15 protein-coding genes are annotated in these 17,270 nt (G+C 53.9%); 8 read left to right on the top strand and 7 right to left on the bottom strand.

Going from position 1 to position 17,270, the window contains the following annotated elements; all coding sequences use genetic code 11:
* Positions 1 to 16 precede the first annotated feature (16 nt).
* Genes ACM615_RS02470 through ACM615_RS02460 form a run of 3 tightly spaced genes read left to right on the top strand, consistent with a single transcriptional unit; the run spans position 17 to position 4,808 of the window.
* On the top strand, positions 17 to 1,393 hold the full coding sequence (locus ACM615_RS02470) for a TolC family outer membrane protein (protein WP_113877063.1): 1,377 nt from the start codon (positions 17 to 19) through the stop codon (positions 1,391 to 1,393).
* A gap of 50 nt (positions 1,394 to 1,443) precedes the next feature.
* The gene (locus ACM615_RS02465; protein ID WP_120162047.1) at positions 1,444 to 3,621 is read left to right on the top strand and encodes a type I secretion system permease/ATPase; all 2,178 of its coding nucleotides are present in this window, start codon (positions 1,444 to 1,446) and stop codon (positions 3,619 to 3,621) included.
* 17 nt (positions 3,622 to 3,638) lie between these two features.
* Positions 3,639 to 4,808: an HlyD family efflux transporter periplasmic adaptor subunit gene (locus ACM615_RS02460; protein ID WP_112289491.1), complete on the top strand. Its 1,170-nt coding sequence runs from the start codon at positions 3,639 to 3,641 to the stop codon at positions 4,806 to 4,808.
* Positions 4,809 to 5,438: 630 nt separating this feature from the next.
* Here ACM615_RS02460 and ACM615_RS02455 read toward each other — a convergent pair.
* The 3 genes from ACM615_RS02455 to ACM615_RS02445 form a co-directional block, all read right to left on the bottom strand.
* Positions 5,439 to 5,852, bottom strand: a complete 414-nt coding sequence (locus ACM615_RS02455) for a helix-turn-helix domain-containing protein (protein ID WP_113877451.1) — start codon at positions 5,850 to 5,852, stop codon at positions 5,439 to 5,441.
* Positions 5,849 to 6,160, bottom strand: a complete 312-nt coding sequence (locus tag ACM615_RS02450) for a type II toxin-antitoxin system HigB family toxin (RefSeq protein ID WP_112289964.1) — start codon at positions 6,158 to 6,160, stop codon at positions 5,849 to 5,851. Before ACM615_RS02450 ends, ACM615_RS02455 begins: the two co-directional genes overlap by 4 nt.
* Positions 6,161 to 6,257: 97 nt before the next feature.
* Positions 6,258 to 8,288, bottom strand: coding sequence for a DUF4034 domain-containing protein (locus tag ACM615_RS02445; protein ID WP_240783312.1), 2,031 nt, complete (start codon positions 8,286 to 8,288; stop codon positions 6,258 to 6,260).
* A gap of 776 nt (positions 8,289 to 9,064) precedes the next feature.
* Between ACM615_RS02445 and ompC the strand changes: the two genes are divergently transcribed.
* The gene (ompC, locus tag ACM615_RS02440) at positions 9,065 to 10,192 is read left to right on the top strand and encodes a porin OmpC (RefSeq protein ID WP_112289966.1); all 1,128 of its coding nucleotides are present in this window, start codon (positions 9,065 to 9,067) and stop codon (positions 10,190 to 10,192) included.
* Between the two features lie 120 nt (positions 10,193 to 10,312).
* Here the strand turns inward: ompC and ACM615_RS02435 are convergent, their stop codons facing one another.
* From ACM615_RS02435 to ACM615_RS02420, 4 genes are all read right to left on the bottom strand, one after another.
* Entirely contained in the window at positions 10,313 to 10,699 is a 387-nt protein-coding gene (locus ACM615_RS02435) for a helix-turn-helix domain-containing protein (RefSeq protein ID WP_112289967.1), read from the bottom strand.
* Between the two features lie 147 nt (positions 10,700 to 10,846).
* Positions 10,847 to 10,972, bottom strand: coding sequence for a hypothetical protein (locus tag ACM615_RS02430; protein WP_255563977.1), 126 nt, complete (start codon positions 10,970 to 10,972; stop codon positions 10,847 to 10,849).
* A gap of 245 nt (positions 10,973 to 11,217) precedes the next feature.
* Positions 11,218 to 12,990 (bottom strand): penicillin-binding transpeptidase domain-containing protein, encoded by a 1,773-nt coding sequence (locus ACM615_RS02425; RefSeq protein ID WP_113877453.1) that lies wholly within the window; start codon positions 12,988 to 12,990, stop codon positions 11,218 to 11,220.
* Positions 12,991 to 13,212: 222 nt separating this feature from the next.
* Positions 13,213 to 13,455 carry a DinI family protein gene (locus tag ACM615_RS02420; RefSeq protein ID WP_112289970.1) on the bottom strand — a complete coding sequence of 81 codons (243 nt, stop codon included), beginning with the start codon at positions 13,453 to 13,455 and terminating at the stop codon, positions 13,213 to 13,215.
* A 193-nt stretch (positions 13,456 to 13,648) separates the two neighbouring features.
* Between ACM615_RS02420 and ACM615_RS02415 the strand changes: the two genes are divergently transcribed.
* The 4 genes from ACM615_RS02415 to ACM615_RS02400 all read left to right on the top strand — a co-directional run bounded on the left by ACM615_RS02415 (position 13,649) and on the right by ACM615_RS02400 (position 17,204).
* The gene (locus ACM615_RS02415) at positions 13,649 to 14,014 is read left to right on the top strand and encodes a copper resistance protein (RefSeq protein WP_431011386.1); all 366 of its coding nucleotides are present in this window, start codon (positions 13,649 to 13,651) and stop codon (positions 14,012 to 14,014) included.
* 67 nt (positions 14,015 to 14,081) lie between these two features.
* Positions 14,082 to 16,127 (top strand): protein-disulfide reductase DsbD family protein, encoded by a 2,046-nt coding sequence (locus ACM615_RS02410; RefSeq protein WP_431011385.1) that lies wholly within the window; start codon positions 14,082 to 14,084, stop codon positions 16,125 to 16,127.
* A complete protein-coding gene (locus ACM615_RS02405; protein ID WP_129639036.1) occupies positions 16,127 to 16,711 on the top strand; it encodes a DsbA family protein in 585 nt (194 codons plus the stop codon). The genes ACM615_RS02410 and ACM615_RS02405 overlap by 1 nt, the downstream gene beginning before the upstream one ends.
* Positions 16,698 to 17,204 (top strand): protein disulfide oxidoreductase, encoded by a 507-nt coding sequence (locus tag ACM615_RS02400; RefSeq protein ID WP_431011384.1) that lies wholly within the window; start codon positions 16,698 to 16,700, stop codon positions 17,202 to 17,204. The genes ACM615_RS02405 and ACM615_RS02400 overlap by 14 nt, the downstream gene beginning before the upstream one ends.
* Positions 17,205 to 17,270: the final 66 nt, after the last annotated feature.

The raw sequence follows: 17,270 nt of genomic DNA, 5'->3' as shown, positions 1-17,270 counted from the left end.
TTAAGTGGTGTCGGTAATGAAAAAAAAGAGAGTAATACGGCAAATCGCCGTTGTGTTGGGCACCTTGTGTCTGACGGGATTAACAGGGAATACGGGTGTGATGGCGGCGGAAAAACAGCCGGAATTTAACTGGCAGGCGGCACCGACGGAGGAAATGCGCGCCAGCCTGACGTTACGGGATGCCATTTTGCGGGCGTTCGCGCGTAACCCGCAAATCGCGGAAGCGGCGGCGCAAATCCGCGTTGGCGGCGGGAATCTGGATGCGGCGAAAAGTGCGTGGTATCCGCAGGTTTCATTACAAGGGTCAGCGGGACAATCCCGGCAAACCTATTCATCAGGCGATCAGAGCAGCAACGGATCGGCGGGTATTCAGCTCAGTCAGTTGCTGTGGGATTTTGGCAAAACCAACGGCAGTATCGGTGAGCAGGAATACCTGTCTGATTCCTATCGCTTTTCTCTTTACAGCACCATGACCGACGTGGCGCTGAGCACCATGCAGGCGTACCTCTCGGTGAAACGCTTTCAGGCGTTAAGCGTGGCGGCGCAGGACAATATTGAATCGCTCACCCGCGTGAAAGATACCGCGAAACTGCGCTCTGACGCCGGGCTGAGTTCTCAGTCTGACGTGTTGCAGGCGGAAACCCGCATTGCCGGGATGCGTGCCACCGTTGAACAATATCGCGCTCAGGAACGCTCCGCACAGGCGCAGCTGACCGTGCTGACCGGTGTTGTCTCAAATAACTTGCCGGATCTGCCGGAAAGCCTTCTCAATCAGAAAGTCACTCTCGATAAAATCCCCTACGAAAACAGCACACTGGTGCGTGCCGCGCAGGCCAAGCAACAGGCTGCGATTGAGCAGGTTAATCAGGCGGAAGCGCAACACTGGCCGACGGTCAAAGTTCAGGCCGGTCGCACCCGTTATGACAATAACGGCAACACCGGTTCTTACTGGGATGACCAGCTCCAGCTGGCGGTAGATGCCCCGGTGTATCAGGGCGGCGCGGTCAGTGCCAAAGTCCGGGCGGCAGAAGGGCAACGGCAGGCCGCGCAGGCGGATGTCGAAAAAGCCAAGCTGGATATCAACCAAAAAGCGTCCACCGCTTACGCCGACATGATTGGCGGGCAGCAGCGGCAGGTCGCGGGCGAAGAGCAGTATGCCAGCGCCACGCACACCCGCAGCGTCTATCAGGACGAATACAAACTCAGCAAACGCAGCCTGAACGATTTGCTCAGCGTTGAGCAGGACGTATTTCAGGCCGACACGTCGCGCATTGGCGCGCTCTACGACGGGTGGGATGCCACCGTGCGTTATGCCGCCGCCGTGGACAATCTGGTCGATATGTTAGGCATCGACCGGCAGAAACAAACAGGTGACACCATCCCGGCGCTGTAAGGCGAAACAGGCCGTGGGAAAACCCAGAAGCATTCGATACCGAGGTTGAAATGAGCAACGAAACAACAACACCTTTGTCGATCGATGTCTGGATAAGCGCCATGGGGCGCGTGGCCGAAACATTCGGTAAGCCAGCAGATCCGCTCTATCTTCGCCAGCAAATGCGCTGGTTTGAACATCAGCCGCTGCGCCGTCAGCTCGACCGTCTGAGCGGGCTGATGGGGTTACAGGTGGGCATGGTCAGCTGGAATCAGGTGCGCTGGCGGCAGGAAGTGTTACCCGCCGTGATAACCCTGGAGCAGGGCGGCATTGCGGTGCTTGAGCAGTTACACGATGACGGCAAAGTGGATTACTGGCTGAGCGACGGCGGTGACCTGCTGCGCTCGGCGGAGCTGGTTACGCTGCTGGAACAAAGCGCCGGGCCGGTATTTCTGGTGGGTGTGGCGGCGCGCGGGCGTGATGAGCGTATCGATCAGTTTGTTCAGCCGCATAAAAAACACTGGTTCTGGGAAAACTTTCGCGGCAGCGGGCGGAAAATCGCAGAAATCTCGCTGGCCTCCATTCTCGGCAACGTGCTGGCGCTGGCCGGTATTTTATTCTCAATGCAGGTTTATGACCGCGTTATTCCGGCACAATCTTTCCCTACCTTATGGGTACTGTTCTTCGGCGTGGTGCTGGCGGCAGGCATGGAATACGTCATCCGCCTGATGCGCACGCTGGTGTCCGATCTGATGGGGAAGAAAATCGACCTCAAAGTTTCTTCGCTGTTTTTCGTGCGGGCGATGAACATCAAAAATGACGACCGGCCAAAATCCACCGGTTCGTTTATCTCTCAGTTACGCGAGATCGACCAGGTGCGCGAACTGCTGACGTCAACGACCGTCAGCGCCGCCGCCGATATGCCGTTCGTGCTGCTGTTCCTCGGCATCATGTTCTTCATCGGCGGTCCGCTGGTGATCATCCCGCTGCTGGCGATCCCGCTGATCGTTATTCCCGGCATTCTGATCCAGTGGCCGATGGCGAAACTGGCGAAAGAAGGGATGCGTGAAAGTGCGCTGCGCAACGCAGTGCTGGTGGAAACTATCGAAGGCATCGAAGACATCAAAGCCTTGCAGGCCGAAGCCTATTTCCAGCGCCAGTGGGAACAGACGCACGAAGTCAGCGCAGCGGTCGGCATGAAACAGCGTCTGTGGGGCGCACGCCTGACCGGCTGGGCATCTACCGTCCAGCAACTGACCTATGGCGGGATGCTGGTGTTCGGGGTGTATCTGGTGCTGAACGGCGATATCACCACCGGTACGCTGGTCGCCGCCAGCATGTTGTCGTCACGCACCATTGCGCCGCTGATGCAGCTGACGATGGTGTTTTCCCGCTGGCAGCACGCCAAAAGCGCCATGCACGGGCTGGATGAGTTGCTGAAAAAACCGATCGACCGGCCTGCGGATGCAGAACTGTCGCATTGTCCCTCGCTCAGCGGTCATTTCAACGTGCGTAATCTGCAATACACCTACGACAAAGAAAATGCGCCGAATGTGCTCGGCATCGGCCAGCTGGAAATCAAACCCGGTGAACGTGTGGCGATCCTCGGCAAAGTGGGCGCGGGGAAATCCACGCTGCTGAAATTGCTCTCCGGTCAGGCCAGTCCGTCGCAGGGTAAAATCCTGATCGACGGCGTGGACATGACCAAAATCGAACCGGCAGATGTCCGCCGTCAGCTGGGGTATTTGTCGCAGGATTCACGGCTTTTCTTCGGCACGCTGCGCCAGAACCTGATGCTTGGTTATCCCCATGCCTCCGATCAGGAAATGCTGCAGGCGCTGCGCATCAGCGGCGCGCTGAGTATGGTGCAGGCCGATGCTTCGAGTCTGGATAAAATCATCAACGAGGGCGGGCGCGGATTGTCTGGCGGGCAGCGTCAGATGGTGATGCTGAGCCGCATGATCCTGCGTAATCCGCAGGTGGTGCTGATGGATGAACCGACGGCGTCGATGGATGAACAGCTTGAAGAATATGTGATCCGCCAGCTTCATGCCTGGCTGGTCGGACGCACCCTGATTGTTGTCACGCACCGCCCGGCGCTGCTCAAGCTGGTTGACCGGATTGTGGTGATGGACAACGGACGGGTGGTAGCTGACGGACCGCGGGATCAGATCCTCGCGAAAGCGGCCAGCAATACGCCCGCTCCGGCTGCGGCCGTGGTGGCGGACAACAAACAAGGCGCAGCCTGAGCTGCTGAGGACATCGCATGGCACATCTTACTTTGCATGATGAACTGGAAGCAGAAGGCCGCAAAGTGTCGTGGATCATCTGGGTATCGCTGGCTTGCCTGCTGATTTTCTTCGTCTGGGCGCGGTTTGCCCTGCTCGATGAAGTTACTGTCGGCACCGGCAAGGTCACGCCATCGAGTAAAGCGCAGCAAATCGACTCGCTCGACGGCGGCGTTATTTTAAAACTGATGGTGCAGGAAGGCTCAGTAGTCAATCGCGGCCAGTTGCTGGCGCAGCTCGACCCGACGCGCTCGCAGTCGAACTTCGGTGAAGCCGCTTCCCGCGTGCGGACCCTGCGCGCCTCATCTGAACGTCTGAGTGCTGAACTGACCGGTGCGCCGCTGAAATTCAGCCCGGAGACCATGAAATCGCCGGAACTGGTGGCGCGTGAACGCCAGCTGTATTTATCGCGTAAACAGAACCGCGACGAAACCGTCAGTAACCTGCAGCAGTCGCTCAAACTGGTGAATGATGAAATCAACATGACCCAGCCTCTCGTGGCGAAAGGCGCGGCGGGGCAGGTGGAAGTGATCCGCCTTAAACGTCAGGCCAGCGAACTGCGCGGAAAAATCGACGATGCAACGAACCAGTACGCAGTGCGCGCCCGTGAAGAGCAGGTGAAGAATAACGCCGATCTGGACGCCGAATTGCAGGTCATGGCAGGGAAAGAGGATCAGGTGACGCGTTCCGAACTCTATTCGCCGGTACATGGCATCGTGAAAGACATTCAGGTTTCCACCGTCGGTGGCGTATTGCAGCCAGGCGGTAAGCTGATGGAAATCGTGCCGATAGAAGATCAACTGCTGATAGAAACCCGCATCAACCCGCGCGACATCGCCTATATCCGTCCAGGCTTACCGGCGACGGTAAAAATCTCGGCGTACGATTCGTCCATTTACGGTGACCTCGAGGGCAAAGTCGAGGGCGTGTCGCCGGACACCTTGCAGGATGAAGTGAAACGCGATCAGTATTATTACCGTGTCTACGTGCGCACCGACAAAGCCTTCCTGACCAACAAAGCCGGCCGCCAGTTCCCGATTGTGCCGGGAATGGTGGCGAACGTAGACATCAAAACCGGCCAGAAAAGCGTGCTGGATTATTTGATTAAGCCGCTGAATAAGGTGAAGGAATCGTTGAGGGAGAGGTAAGCAGGAGGCCGCTGCTTGTGCGGCTTCAACTTCAACTTCAAGGTCGTGGGCGTCGGCCCACACCGACTTGGGGGACGGCTTATCGCCGCCGCCCCCCAAGACCCCCCGGGCTCTTTCACTGCGCGCTTCGCGGGCACGACGGACATGTTCTGACGCAATTGTGGGTGGCGCAAAATGTCATCGCTGCGCGATTCCCGAATTTCAGGTGTCGAGCCATAGGTCTCGAACCATTCATTCGGTGCCATTTTTGATCACGCCAATCAACTTATCTAAAAGATGAAAAATAGTCTGTCTTTGAATTTAATATCGTGCGGGCGATTCAGAAATCTTGCTGAACGGAGCGGCTTCGAGACCTGTGGCTCGAAGACCGAGAGAAGGAACCGCGCAGCGGCAAGATTTCCAGCCTGTCGCAGTGATACCTGAAACATGGTCAGCAAGCGATAGCGCGCAGTTAAAAAAAACGCAGGATTCCAAAGGGTTTCGTTTAAAACCCTTTGGGCCCGTGTGGGCGGCGAGCCCACGGTGTTGACCTTAAAACTAATTGGGTGGCAACCCAAGGTGTTGACCTTAAAACTAATTGGGTGGCAACGCCAGGATATCACCCGCTATTGCAGCGGCTCCTGCAAACCTTCAGTCAATAAATAAACTCGTCGGTACATTAAACCGCACCGCCAGCGCGCGGATATGTTCGACAGTCAGCGAACGCTTACCGCTCAGGATCTGACTGACCAGCGATTTTCCGCCGATTTCCTCTCTTAGATCACTCTGCTTTAATCCGTAATCCTTCATCAGCTGGCGAAGTGCTTCCACGCCGCGCGGGAGATTTTCCAACGCCTGATTAAAGGGGACGAAATCGGTATGCTGGCGCTCATAGCTTTCAATCTTTGCACTCAGAAACTCGATTAGCGGGTTTTCGTCATCATGCTCAATCAGATAATCAATCAGCTCAAGCGCACTTTTATAATCGGCTGTGCTGGTACTTCCTCCCAGCAGAGGAACCGCTTTAACCAGCGCTTTACTGGCTTCGATAGCTTCAGCAATCATTGTGTGTAAGTCCTGTAATGTTTGTTCAACTGGTCGTAAAGCGCATGAGTGACGATATGTTTTACATACACCCGCTTGTTGACGAAATTGATATAAGCAATGAGGCGAAGATTATTGCCGCCGACGTTCATAACCCACCATTTGGGCCGGTAGCGGAAATTGTCGAGGCTGGAAAAGACGGATTTCAGGGAATCTGGCGTCGGAAAGTCGCCTTCTTTGAGCCCGCGATAGGTTGCCAGCAAGGCGGTTTTATCATTGGGATACTGCCGCATCGCCCGGTCGAATGCTTCTTTGGCTATAACATGCATAGCACTCCTGAGTTCACATCCTGTGAACAATATAAAGGTTAATGTTGTGGTTTACAAGCTGTAAACCACAATAACCTTTTGCAGGAGGGGACGGGGTTTACTTGTTGTCAGATTGCGGCACATCTTCCAGAGAAGTTTCTGGGTCAGCATGATGAACGATGTGGTAAATGGCTACCGGATCTTCCACCTCCGCTTTCCGCTTGTCCTGCCACAAATTCATCCGCGCCCGCAGCGAGCCGCTGAGGTCTTCATGCACCTGCTTCGCGGCTTCGGATTCAGGATTGAGTTCGAGTACGAATTCCATGAATTTATCAGCGGTATAACGGTTTTTCTTCACGCCGGTACCGGTCAGCCACGCCATGCCCAGTGTATAAGCGGCTTCGGCGCGATCGGGATGTTGCGCGTTATGCAGGATTTCCGGCAGCCAGACTTCGGCAGCCTGACGCTTTTCGGCGTCCGAACCGTTATCCAGCGCGCAACTCGCACGGAAGTAGGCGGCGGATAAATGGCCGGCGTCCATCGCCCGCTGATACCAGTGCATGGCCTGTTCATAATCGGGTTCGCCACCGAGCCCTTCACGCAGCGCATTGGCGCAGGTGAACATAGCGGGCACCATCCCTGAACGGGCGGCACTCAGCACGCAGTCCATCGCATTACTGTCGTTGTGATACTGCTCAGGAACATCCTGATGCCAGCCGTTGCGGTAGAAAAAGTACAACTCGTAACAGTGGATCGCGCTGCCGTGGCGGGCCATTTCGGTCATCAGAAAATGTGCGGCGTCCAGATCGTCATTGATCGCCATGTCGTGCGCCAGTGTCACCAGATCGTTTACCGGTTGTTCGTCGCCCGCTTGCTGAATAAGCGACCACGCATGTTCCATCAGCCCCTGACATAATTCAGGACGCGCCGGTAATCCGTACAGGCCTGATTGCAAGGCCGTTGCGGCAAACGCCACCAGTACCGGATCATTTGCCTGACTCAGACCCCGGGTCAGCAGCTGGGTCAGTACCGGTAAACCTTCCTGATGGCCATTGGCCAGCACGGCACGGGAGATAAACATCCGCGCGGCGTGACCGGGCATCGCCTGTGGTGAAACAGCAAATAAATCGTTATAGACAGCCAGACCCGCCTGATCGTCGTCCTGCCAGTAGGCGATGCAGATCCCGGCCAGATCCAGCAGACGGACTCGCGTTTCCGGCGCCAGCGGTTGAGCCAGTAATGCAGCTAAGCGTGACTGGAGTTCCTGCGCCTGAGGCGATTCTCTGTCGGCGATATCACCGGAAAGCGCATCGCAAAGCGCGTTGGCGCGGAACTGATTACGTTCTTCTTCACTAAATTCTGCGCACAGCGGACTGTCGATGATTTGCATCTGTTGCGCGTCACTGCCGCCCCAGAAAGCGGAATGGAATAAAAGGTAGGATTCCATGGTGCCAACGTCGGCGTGGCGGACTGACATCGCCATGCGCAGCCAGTAATCCAGCGCTTCTTCATCATTTTTACGGGTTTGTTGCAACGCCGCGGGAAGTATCTGCGGCCAGTGTGTTGCGGGCTCGAATCCCAGTGCGTGGATGTGTGCGACACCCGCCTGCCAGATTTCACTGCCCTGAATCGAAAACTTTTCATGCAAAGGTTTGGGGATTTCACCGGCAAACAACGCTTTCAGCCAGTACGGCTCGCCGAAACCGCCGCTCAGATTCATCATGTGGCGCAGGGCATGTGTCGGGCGCGGATGCAGTTCAATAGCACGTAAAAATGACAGTACCGCGTAATCACAGCATAACTGTGCCCCCAGCCACTGGTGATCAGCGACGTCTTCACCTTCCTGGGGCTGGCGGATAATCCAGGCATTTTCATGCCAGACCATACCCAGCAAAGTGTGGGCGTGATAGCTCTGCGGGCATTGCTGCGCCCAGTCACTGAGGATCTCCAGCGGGTTGAGCGGGGGGGATTCCGTGCCGGTAAACAGTGTAGCCGGATGCATCAGCAGCCCGTAATCGCTGTGACCTTCGCCCTGATTCTGCCAGCCACGCATCTGTGACAACAGCCACTCGTCGAGTTTAAGAAAACGGCGGGTCGCCAGAAGCATTCTGGCTTTGGAAATGTTGTCGTGCTGGTCCTGATGTGGCATGAGGTTCCCTGAGCTATTGAGTAAAAACGGTGTTTTGCGCGGCACCCGAAGTCTACCTTTCTTCCCCTGCGCGATCAGCGGGATTGGTCTGACTTTGGTTATAGTAACGGATCCGAACCGCCACTGACCAACAAAGCCTCTGCATAATAAAGATTAATAATTACCCTGAAATCCCTTATTAATTGAGGAGATTAGATATCAACTATTAAGAAAATCAAAATCTCAAAGATGGAGAAAGTGTGAGGTAATTATGGAGAAATACATTTCAGCAGGAAAATATAATGATTGATGAATGTCACAGGCGGTAATCATCTCTTTGCAAAACAAAAAAAAACCGACCACTAAGGGCCGGCTGTTGTTTCCACAAAACGGGGAATGAGGGTAATAAATAACAAATAATGATGATAGCGAGGATGATTATATATTATCGGTGAATAGATGCTTTATCAGTTAGTGCGGTAATCATTTTGTATAATTAACTGATTTTAAAGGATTATTGGTTAATTTAGCTTTGCGTGCTTTATTTTAACATCTAAACATAGGTTTAATTTTACCCGATATTAATAAAATGTTACACCTTTAAATACTTCCGAAATATATTAACTAATTTCGTATCATTTTCTTTCTGGATTAAAAGTATTTATATCAAGAGAATGGATTTGCCATGTCGGGCCAACTTTTATACAGATACCAACAAGCGTTAAGCAGATTTAAATCAGTAAAAACGTGTACTTTACATTCAGTGGCACGGTCCGACACCTATCGAGGACAGAAAAATGAAACTCCGCGTTCTTTCACTCATGATCCCTGCATTAGTGGTCGCAGGATCTGCAAGTGCGGCAGAAGTTTATAATAAAGATGGTAATAAACTCGACCTGTACGGTTTAGTTGATGGTTTGCACTACTTCTCTAACGACAAGGGTTCTGACGGCGATCAGAGCTATATCCGTCTTGGTTTCAAAGGCGAAACTCAGATCACTGACCAGCTGACCGGTTACGGCCAGTGGGAATATCAGGTTCAGGCTAACCAGGCTGAAAGCTCTGATGACGGCGACCGCGCCTTTACCCGTTACGGTTTCGCCGGTCTGAAATTCGGCGACATGGGTTCCTTTGACTACGGTCGTAACAACGGCGTTATGTATGACGTGGCCGCCTGGACCGACTTGCAGCCAGAGTTCGATGGTTCAACCTACGGCGCTGACCAGTTCCTTTATCAGCGTACCAACGGTGTTGCAACGTATCGTAACGAGAACTTCTTCGGGCTGGTGGATGGCCTGCACTTTGCTCTGCAATATCAGGGCAAAAATGACAGCGGCGGCGGTGAGCCAGGTACACGTGATGTGCTGACTCAGAACGGCGACGGTTACGGTATGTCCCTGAGCTACGACATTGGCGCGGGCGTCAGCGTGGCAGGTGCATTCTTCAACTCTGACCGTACTGATGAGCAAAATAGTGCACCGGGCATCATGGGCGACGGTAAAAAAGCGGAAGGCTACACCGGCGGTCTGAAATATGACGCTAACAACGTTTACCTTGCTGCCATGTTTACTCAGGCTTATAACGCTTCCCGCTTCGGTTCAACCGATTCAGAAGCTTACGGTTATGCTAACCAGTCACAGGCATTTGAAGCTTACGCAAGCTATCAGTTCGATTTCGGTCTCCGTCCGTTCGTGGCCTATAACCAAACTCGCGGTAAAGATTTAGGTTCCGACCGTCTGGGCAACAACTACCAGGATCAGGATCTGGTGAAATTTGTCGACCTGGGTGCGACTTACTACTTCAATAAAAATATGTCGGCCTATGTTGACTACAAAATCAACCTGATCGACAGCAGCACCTTCACCGATAACGCCGGTATCAACACCGATGACGTTACCGCTGTAGGTCTGGTGTATCAGTTCTAAGCGTGCCTTTCTCAGACACAGAATAGCGTTTAGATTTGAGTCAAAAGAACAAGCAGTAAAAAGAACGCGGTCGCTGATGGCCGCGTTTTTTTATGGCAAAAAGCAAGAGATCTGACAGCCTCAGGCTGATTTCTGGTGGATCAGATGCAGCGGGGGAGAAACATCAAGTTCGATTTCAGGATTCTGGCGGAATTCATGCGGCGTGATATTGAAACGCTTGCGGAACATGTAGGTAAAGTGTGACTGCGAGCCGAAGCCGAAATCCATCGCGATGTCGAAAATCGGGGTATCACTGCTGCTCAGCTGATAAACAGCACTCGCCAGACGACGTTCCCTGATGTACTTCCCCAGAGAAATGCCTGTCGATTCTTTGAACAACTTTTGCATGTGCCAGAGCGAATAGCCTGAATACTCAGCCAGTTCTTCAAGGTGGATGACACGACCAAGATGGCCTTCAATCCATTTGCTGAGTGCGCAGACGATAGCGATATGAATATCTTGAGCCATAACCAGTCTGTTTTAAGGTTGAATATCGCTATTATACACGACTTCGCCGTGATGGCGTGGCAGGTGTTGCTCTGAGGTGTATTACAACAGAAGTGACATAAATGGCCCGCTGAAAAGGAGTGCTCAGGCACTCTGACGGGCCATCATTTAGCGTAACAGGATCCAGTGAATCAGGCGGGCGATACCGTCGTCAACCAGAACGATCCCGACGAGGATAAGAACAATGATGATGTAAAAGTTCTTACCGGTTGGCAACGTGGTTTCTCCCTTCATCCCCGTTCAGGGCATAAAATTCAGTTACCACGGGCCGCTGCCCTGCATATTCAATGCAATTACAGCCAGACACACCACAACAAATATCAGAAAAACGATAAGAAGCCGTTTCATTCTTTTTACAGAGCTTGCGCTCTTCCTCCAGCGTGGATCATTAGCCAACGATTAATTCTTGCGAACGTTAACTGCTTCTTCCGCTGAGATCCAGCCTGTCAGGAATTTAAAACGATTTTTATAGGTTTCGTTTAACCATCGGTTGCCGGGCGTCGCACCAGATCGGTTTTCTGACCGCCATTTATGACCGTGGTTGGCGGTGTTTCCGGTACCAGTGCATCCGGAGCAATGTTCATATGGTTAAGAATTTCGCCCATGATTTGCCCGAAGATTGGCCCTGCAACCGAACCACCGAAGTGTTTACCGGCTTGCGGATTGTTAACCATCACCACCAGCGCCACGCGCGGGTTGCTGGCGGGTGCTACACCGGCGGTATAGTTGATGTAACCGCCATCGTATTTACCACTGGACCCCATTTTTTCCGCTGTACCGGTTTTAATCGCCAGACGATATCCCGGCACCGCCGCACTGAGGCCGGAACCTCCCGGCAGGGCGTCACTTTCCATCATATGAATGACCGTTCTGACCACGTCAGCCGACATTACGCGGGTGCCTAACACCGGCGGTGTTACCTTGGTAATCGACAGCGGGCGGTAAATGCCTTCCGCGCCAATCGTGGCGTATTCACGGGCGATTTGCAGTGGCGTGACGCGCAGGCCATAACCGAATGAGAAAGTTGCACGTTCGATATCCGCCCAGCGGTCACGGTGCGCAGGGAAATAACCGCTGCTCTCGCCACCGATACCTAAATCAGTGGCTTTACCCAAACCGAATGACTGGTAAAGCTGAACCAGCACGTTCGCAGGCATCGCCAGCGCGATGTGCGATACCGCAATGTCACTGGATTTTTGCAAAATACCGGTGATGGTCAGTGCCGGCCAGTGACCAACATCGCGGATCAGGTGCCCGTTAACGGTGTAGGGATGGGTATCGAGAACGGAATCAGGGCGGATCATATGGCGGTTAAGACCGGCCATTACCACCAGCGGTTTTACCGTCGAACCCGGTTCGAAGCTGTCGCTGATCGCCACATTTCGCATGTTTTTTGGCTGCACGCCGGCGTAATTGTTCGGGTTGTAGGAAGGGTAGGACGCCATCCCTAAAATTTCACCGGTGTTCACATCCACCAGAACGGCTGCGCCGGACTCTGCCTGGTTGAGCGTCACGCCATCGCGCAGCCGCGAGTACAATACGTACTGCATAAAACTGTCGATACTGAGATTAATGGTCGGCGGCTGTTGTGGCGCGACTTCTTTGAGAATACCGATGACATTGCCGTGGCGATCCTGACGGTATTCGCGCATGCCAGGTTTACCCTGAAGCAGGGCGTTAAAGCCTTTTTCCACGCCTGTCAGGCCTTCGTTATCTGTCCCGACGACGCCGACCAGGTTAGCTGCGGCTTCACTCATCGGATAATAACGGCTGTCATCAAGCTGAGTGCTGATGCCACCCAGATGCAGCTGGCTGATATCGGCAGCAATGCCTTCTTCTATTTTGCGACCAAGATAGACAAAGCGGCGCTGCGGATCGCTGGTGATGGTTTGTTGTAACTGGGAAAGCGGCATATTCAGCGCAGAGGCCAGATATTGCCATTTCGGGCTGTTCAGGTCGCTGTGTAATTCAAGCACCCGGAACGGGTCAGCGATAATGTCTTTGGAGGCGACGCTCAGTGCCAGCGGATGTCCGTTGCGGTCAACAATGGTACCGCGTCCGGCAGGAATGACGCTGGAGCGCAGTGAGCGGGAATCGGCTTCTTTTTCCAGCATCGGCTGATTAAGAAGCTGCAGATAGCCTACGCGGCCAAGCAGGAGCGCCAGACAAAAGACGATACCGAGACAAATCAGCGCAAAGCGCTTGGTGTAAAAATGCGGTTGGGCGCTGGATTTTTTTGAGCTCGGTGGCATGGCAGTTTCGCAAAGTCATTGACGCGTTTGAAGCGAAAAGCGATGGCGCAGGAGAACCCATTCACCGCATCAAATGATGCCGGCCGGTGTCCGATAAAAATACAGCTCATCGCTCTGAAAGATAATGAATTTCGTATACATGCACATCTTATATTAAGCCATAGCGATGGATTGTTTATTTCAATTGCTCTTTGTAAGCAAGTGCAACGGAGAAACCGTTTTTTACTCGACGGACAGCCATTCGTCCGCTTCTTCAAACATTTCTTCCAGCATTTGGTTTAATTGCGAACGTTCCTGCTTGCTGGCCCCTTGCGTATTCAGCCCGTTGGCCTGCATCGGTTTTACCTTAACTTCCGCATCCGGAAACATCCGGTGTACGCGTTTTACCAGTTCCGCTTCAATTTTTTCACTGGCGTTAGGGATGCCGGAGACATTCCGTTTGTCAAAAATCAGTTCAACCCGCATGGTTTTCCTCATTATATATAATTTTATTAACTGGCTAAATATACAGTATTCGCGCAGACCGCTCTAGTGATTTTTCGCCTGAACTTTGGAACGCAGTTCAGATTTGTAAGCGTAAATTCATGTAATTCATGATTCATACATCTTGTGAATGTTTGGGCGGCCGTTAGAATGGCGGCCAGTCTGTGAGGGAAATGTGGATAAACAACGGCGTTCAGCACTGATATTTTTTTGCCTGGCCTGTCTGGTCATACTGACGTGTATGACACAGCGTATCGCCGGGCTGAATGCGTTGTCCTCGATCCTGCATCAGGAAACGACGACGGCTCAGGCGCTATCCACGATTTCCGAAATCGACAAAATCCCTGCTCCCTGTGAGCTCAGCAGCAAATCGCTGCTTTCTGTTCCTCCTCTTCTATTAGAATTTGCGTTTCTGGCGCTGAGTCTGCTGCTGGCATTCTTGTCGCGCGGCAATATGGCGGCGATCCGCCTGCTTGTGCCGGAAGCCGTCCCTGTGCCGCGCCTGCGGGTGCATTTGCGGCTCTGTGTATTTCGGGAATAAAAACTCCGGGAATAAAAACACCCCTGTTATTCATCAGGATGTGACATTTTATTTTTGGAGAAAATCTATGCGAAGTTTATTCAGGGCGGCCGCTGGCTGCCTGCTGATGCTCTGGCTGCATACCGGATATGCTGCTGATACCGGCTGGCTGCAAAGCCCGCAAAATACCCATGCAAAAGTGCGCATACAGGCGCAGTCCGCCGATTCTTCTGAGCAGGAAACCCGTCTGCTGCTTTCTGTCAGCCTCGAAAAGGGCTGGAAAACCTACTGGCGTTCGCCGGGCGAGGGCGGTATTGCGCCGTCGGTAGAGTGGCAAAAGCCGGTCACTGCGCAACAGGTTAAATGGTTCTGGCCGACGCCCGCACGGTTTGATGTGGCGGGCATGACAACTCAGGGCTATCACGATGACGTCACGCTGCCCGTCACCCTCAGCGGCAGCGCGCCTGCCACAATCGCCGGAACGCTGACGCTGCCGGTGTGCAGCAACGTGTGCATTCTCACCGACTATCCTTTTAGTCTGGATCTCAGTTCGACCGGAGGCAACGCAGATTTTGCGCGCCAGTTCGCCGCCGCGATGGGCAAGGTGCCGATTGCGGAAGGTCTGGCGGACAGCGTGACAGCGGGCTATCGCGCGGGGTTACTGCATATTACCGCTCACCGCGAGCAAGGCTGGCAAAATCCGCAGGTCTTTACCGATACGCTGGAAGGCAGTTCACTGGGCAAACCGGTGGTGAGAGTGGACGGGCAACGGGCGCTTTTCACGCTGCCGGTGACGGACGAGTGGGGCGATAAAGCACAGGATATCAGCGGAAAAACGCTGAGTATTGTATTGGCGGACAACGGTCTGGCGCAGCAGATTAGCCTGGACGTGAGCGCGCTTCCCGCCGACGCGCCGGGCAGTCTCGCTCTCTGGCAGGTGGCGCTGATGGCGCTGGCCGGGGGCTTCATCCTCAATCTTATGCCTTGTGTTCTGCCGGTTCTGGGCATGAAACTGGGCAGTATTTTGCAGGTGGAACAGCGCAACCGTAAAAGCATTCGCGTGCAGTTTCTGGCGTCGTCAGGCGGCATCATCACCTCGTTTCTGGCGCTGGCATTGCTGATGACGCTGCTCCGTTACACCAATCAGACGCTGGGCTGGGGCATTCAGTTTCAGAATCCGTGGTTTATTGGTCTGATGGTGCTGGTCACGGCGGTGTTTACCGCCAATCTGCTGGGATTATTTGAAATCAATCTGCCGTCAAAGATGACGACACGTCTGGCGACGCATCAGCGTTCGGGTCTCAGCGGACACTTCGCTGAAGGCGCGTTTGCCACGCTGCTGGCGACGCCCTGTTCGGCACCGTTTCTCGGCACCGCGGTGGCGTTTGCACTGGCCGCACCGCTGCCGGTGCTGTGGGGACTGTTCCTGATGCTGGGCATCGGCATGAGTCTGCCGTGGCTGATGATTGCCTTATGGCCGGGGCTGGCGATGTGCCTGCCGCGTCCCGGTCGCTGGATGTTACGGCTGCGGCTTTTCCTCGGCGCGCTGATGCTGTCGGCCTGTCTCTGGTTGCTGAGCCTGATGCAAAACCATTTATCTGCGCTGTTTGTCGCCGTGCTGGCGGGTGTATTGCTGGTGACACTGTTTGCCTTATCCCTGCGACGCTATGGCCTGCGCAATTGTGCGTTAACTGCTGTTGCGGGCGCACTTCTGGCAGGCGCCGCGATGGTGATTGTCACGCAGTTTTCAGGCGCTGGTGGCAAACCGCTGCGCGATGATATTGCCTGGCAACCGCTGTCCGAAGAGGCGATTCAGAGTGCGCTGGCGGCTAAAAAAGTGGTCTTTGTGGATGTTACCGCCGACTGGTGTGTGACCTGTAAAGCCAACAAATACAACGTACTGATGAGTGAAGATGTGCAGAAAGCCCTGACGGAAAACGACGTCGTGGCACTGCGCGGTGACTGGACGTTGCCGTCAAAACCGATCACTGAATTCCTGCAAAAACGCGGCAGCGTCGCCGTGCCGTTTAATCAAATTTATGGTCCGCATAATCCTGCCGGTGAAATTTTATCGCCGTTGCTTACCCGTGATGCCGTATTACAGGGGCTGGAAGATGCCCGTGGAGCCCGATAATGAAAACATTAATGCTGATTATGATGATGGTTATTTCACCGGCTGTTCTGGCGATGACGCCGGAAGATACCCTGTTTAATAATCCGGCCTCACCGTGGTTTGGCGCGAAAAACCCCCGGCTGACGATCGTGTCTTTTACTGACTACAACTGTCCTTATTGTAAGCAGTTTGACCCGATGCTGGAAAAGGTCGCGGAAGAAAATCCTGACGTAAAAGTGGTGATTAAACTGCTGCCTTTCCGCGGTGCGAGTTCCATTATTGCCGGTCGTGCGGCGATGACCGTGTGGGAACAACATCCGGAAAAGTTTCTGCTCGTGCATCAGCGGCTGATGTCTAAAAAAGGGCAGCATGATGAGGCCAGCGCACTGGAGGCCGTGAAATATGCCGGGCTGGAACCTATACGCGTGACGCCAGCCAGTTACCTTGAACTGAAAACCAATGTGGAAATTGCCGAAGTGTTGGGGATTCAGGGCACGCCGGCAACGATTATTGGCGATCAGCTGATCGCAGGCGCTATCTCTTATGAGGATTTGCAGAAAGTCGTGAAGGAACAACTGGCGAAGGCAACACATGACCAGACTTAAACGCTGGGCACGCGAAGGTGCGATTCTTGTTGTGCTGATTATGGTGGTGATGCTGGGAATGGATTTTCTGCGTGCGCCGCTGGCTCCCGCCAGTTTCGGCAGCCAGCCGTTGCAGACGCTCAGCAATCAGTCCCTGACGCTCGACGAGCAAAGCCAGCAGCGTCCGCTGCTGGTCTACTTCTGGGCAACGTGGTGCGGCGTCTGCAAAATGACCACACCTTCCGTTGCCCGGCTGTCAGAAGAAGGAGAGAACGTCCTGACCGTGGCGTTGCGTTCGGGCGACAACGCGGCGCTGACGCGTTATCTGCAAGGAAAGGGCATTCAGATGCCGGTGGTTAACGATTCACGCGGCGATTTGTCGGCGCAATGGGATATCGGCGTCACGCCGACGTTTGTCATTATTGATAAAGGGCAGGTTATCGCCACGACAACGGGCTGGACCTCTTACCGGGGGATGAAAGCGCGGATGTGGTGGGCGAAAATCCGCGCCTGATTGGCTGCTTTCAGAAAACAAAAGGCCTTCACCACGGTGAAGGCCTTTCTTCATATTACGTTTATG

This window comes from Rahnella sp. PAMC25617, assembly GCF_050606005.1.
GTDB lineage: Bacteria > Pseudomonadota > Gammaproteobacteria > Enterobacterales > Enterobacteriaceae > Rahnella > Rahnella variigena.
Note: the sequence above shows the minus strand (reverse complement) of the source record. Positions and strands in the feature narration are given on the sequence as shown.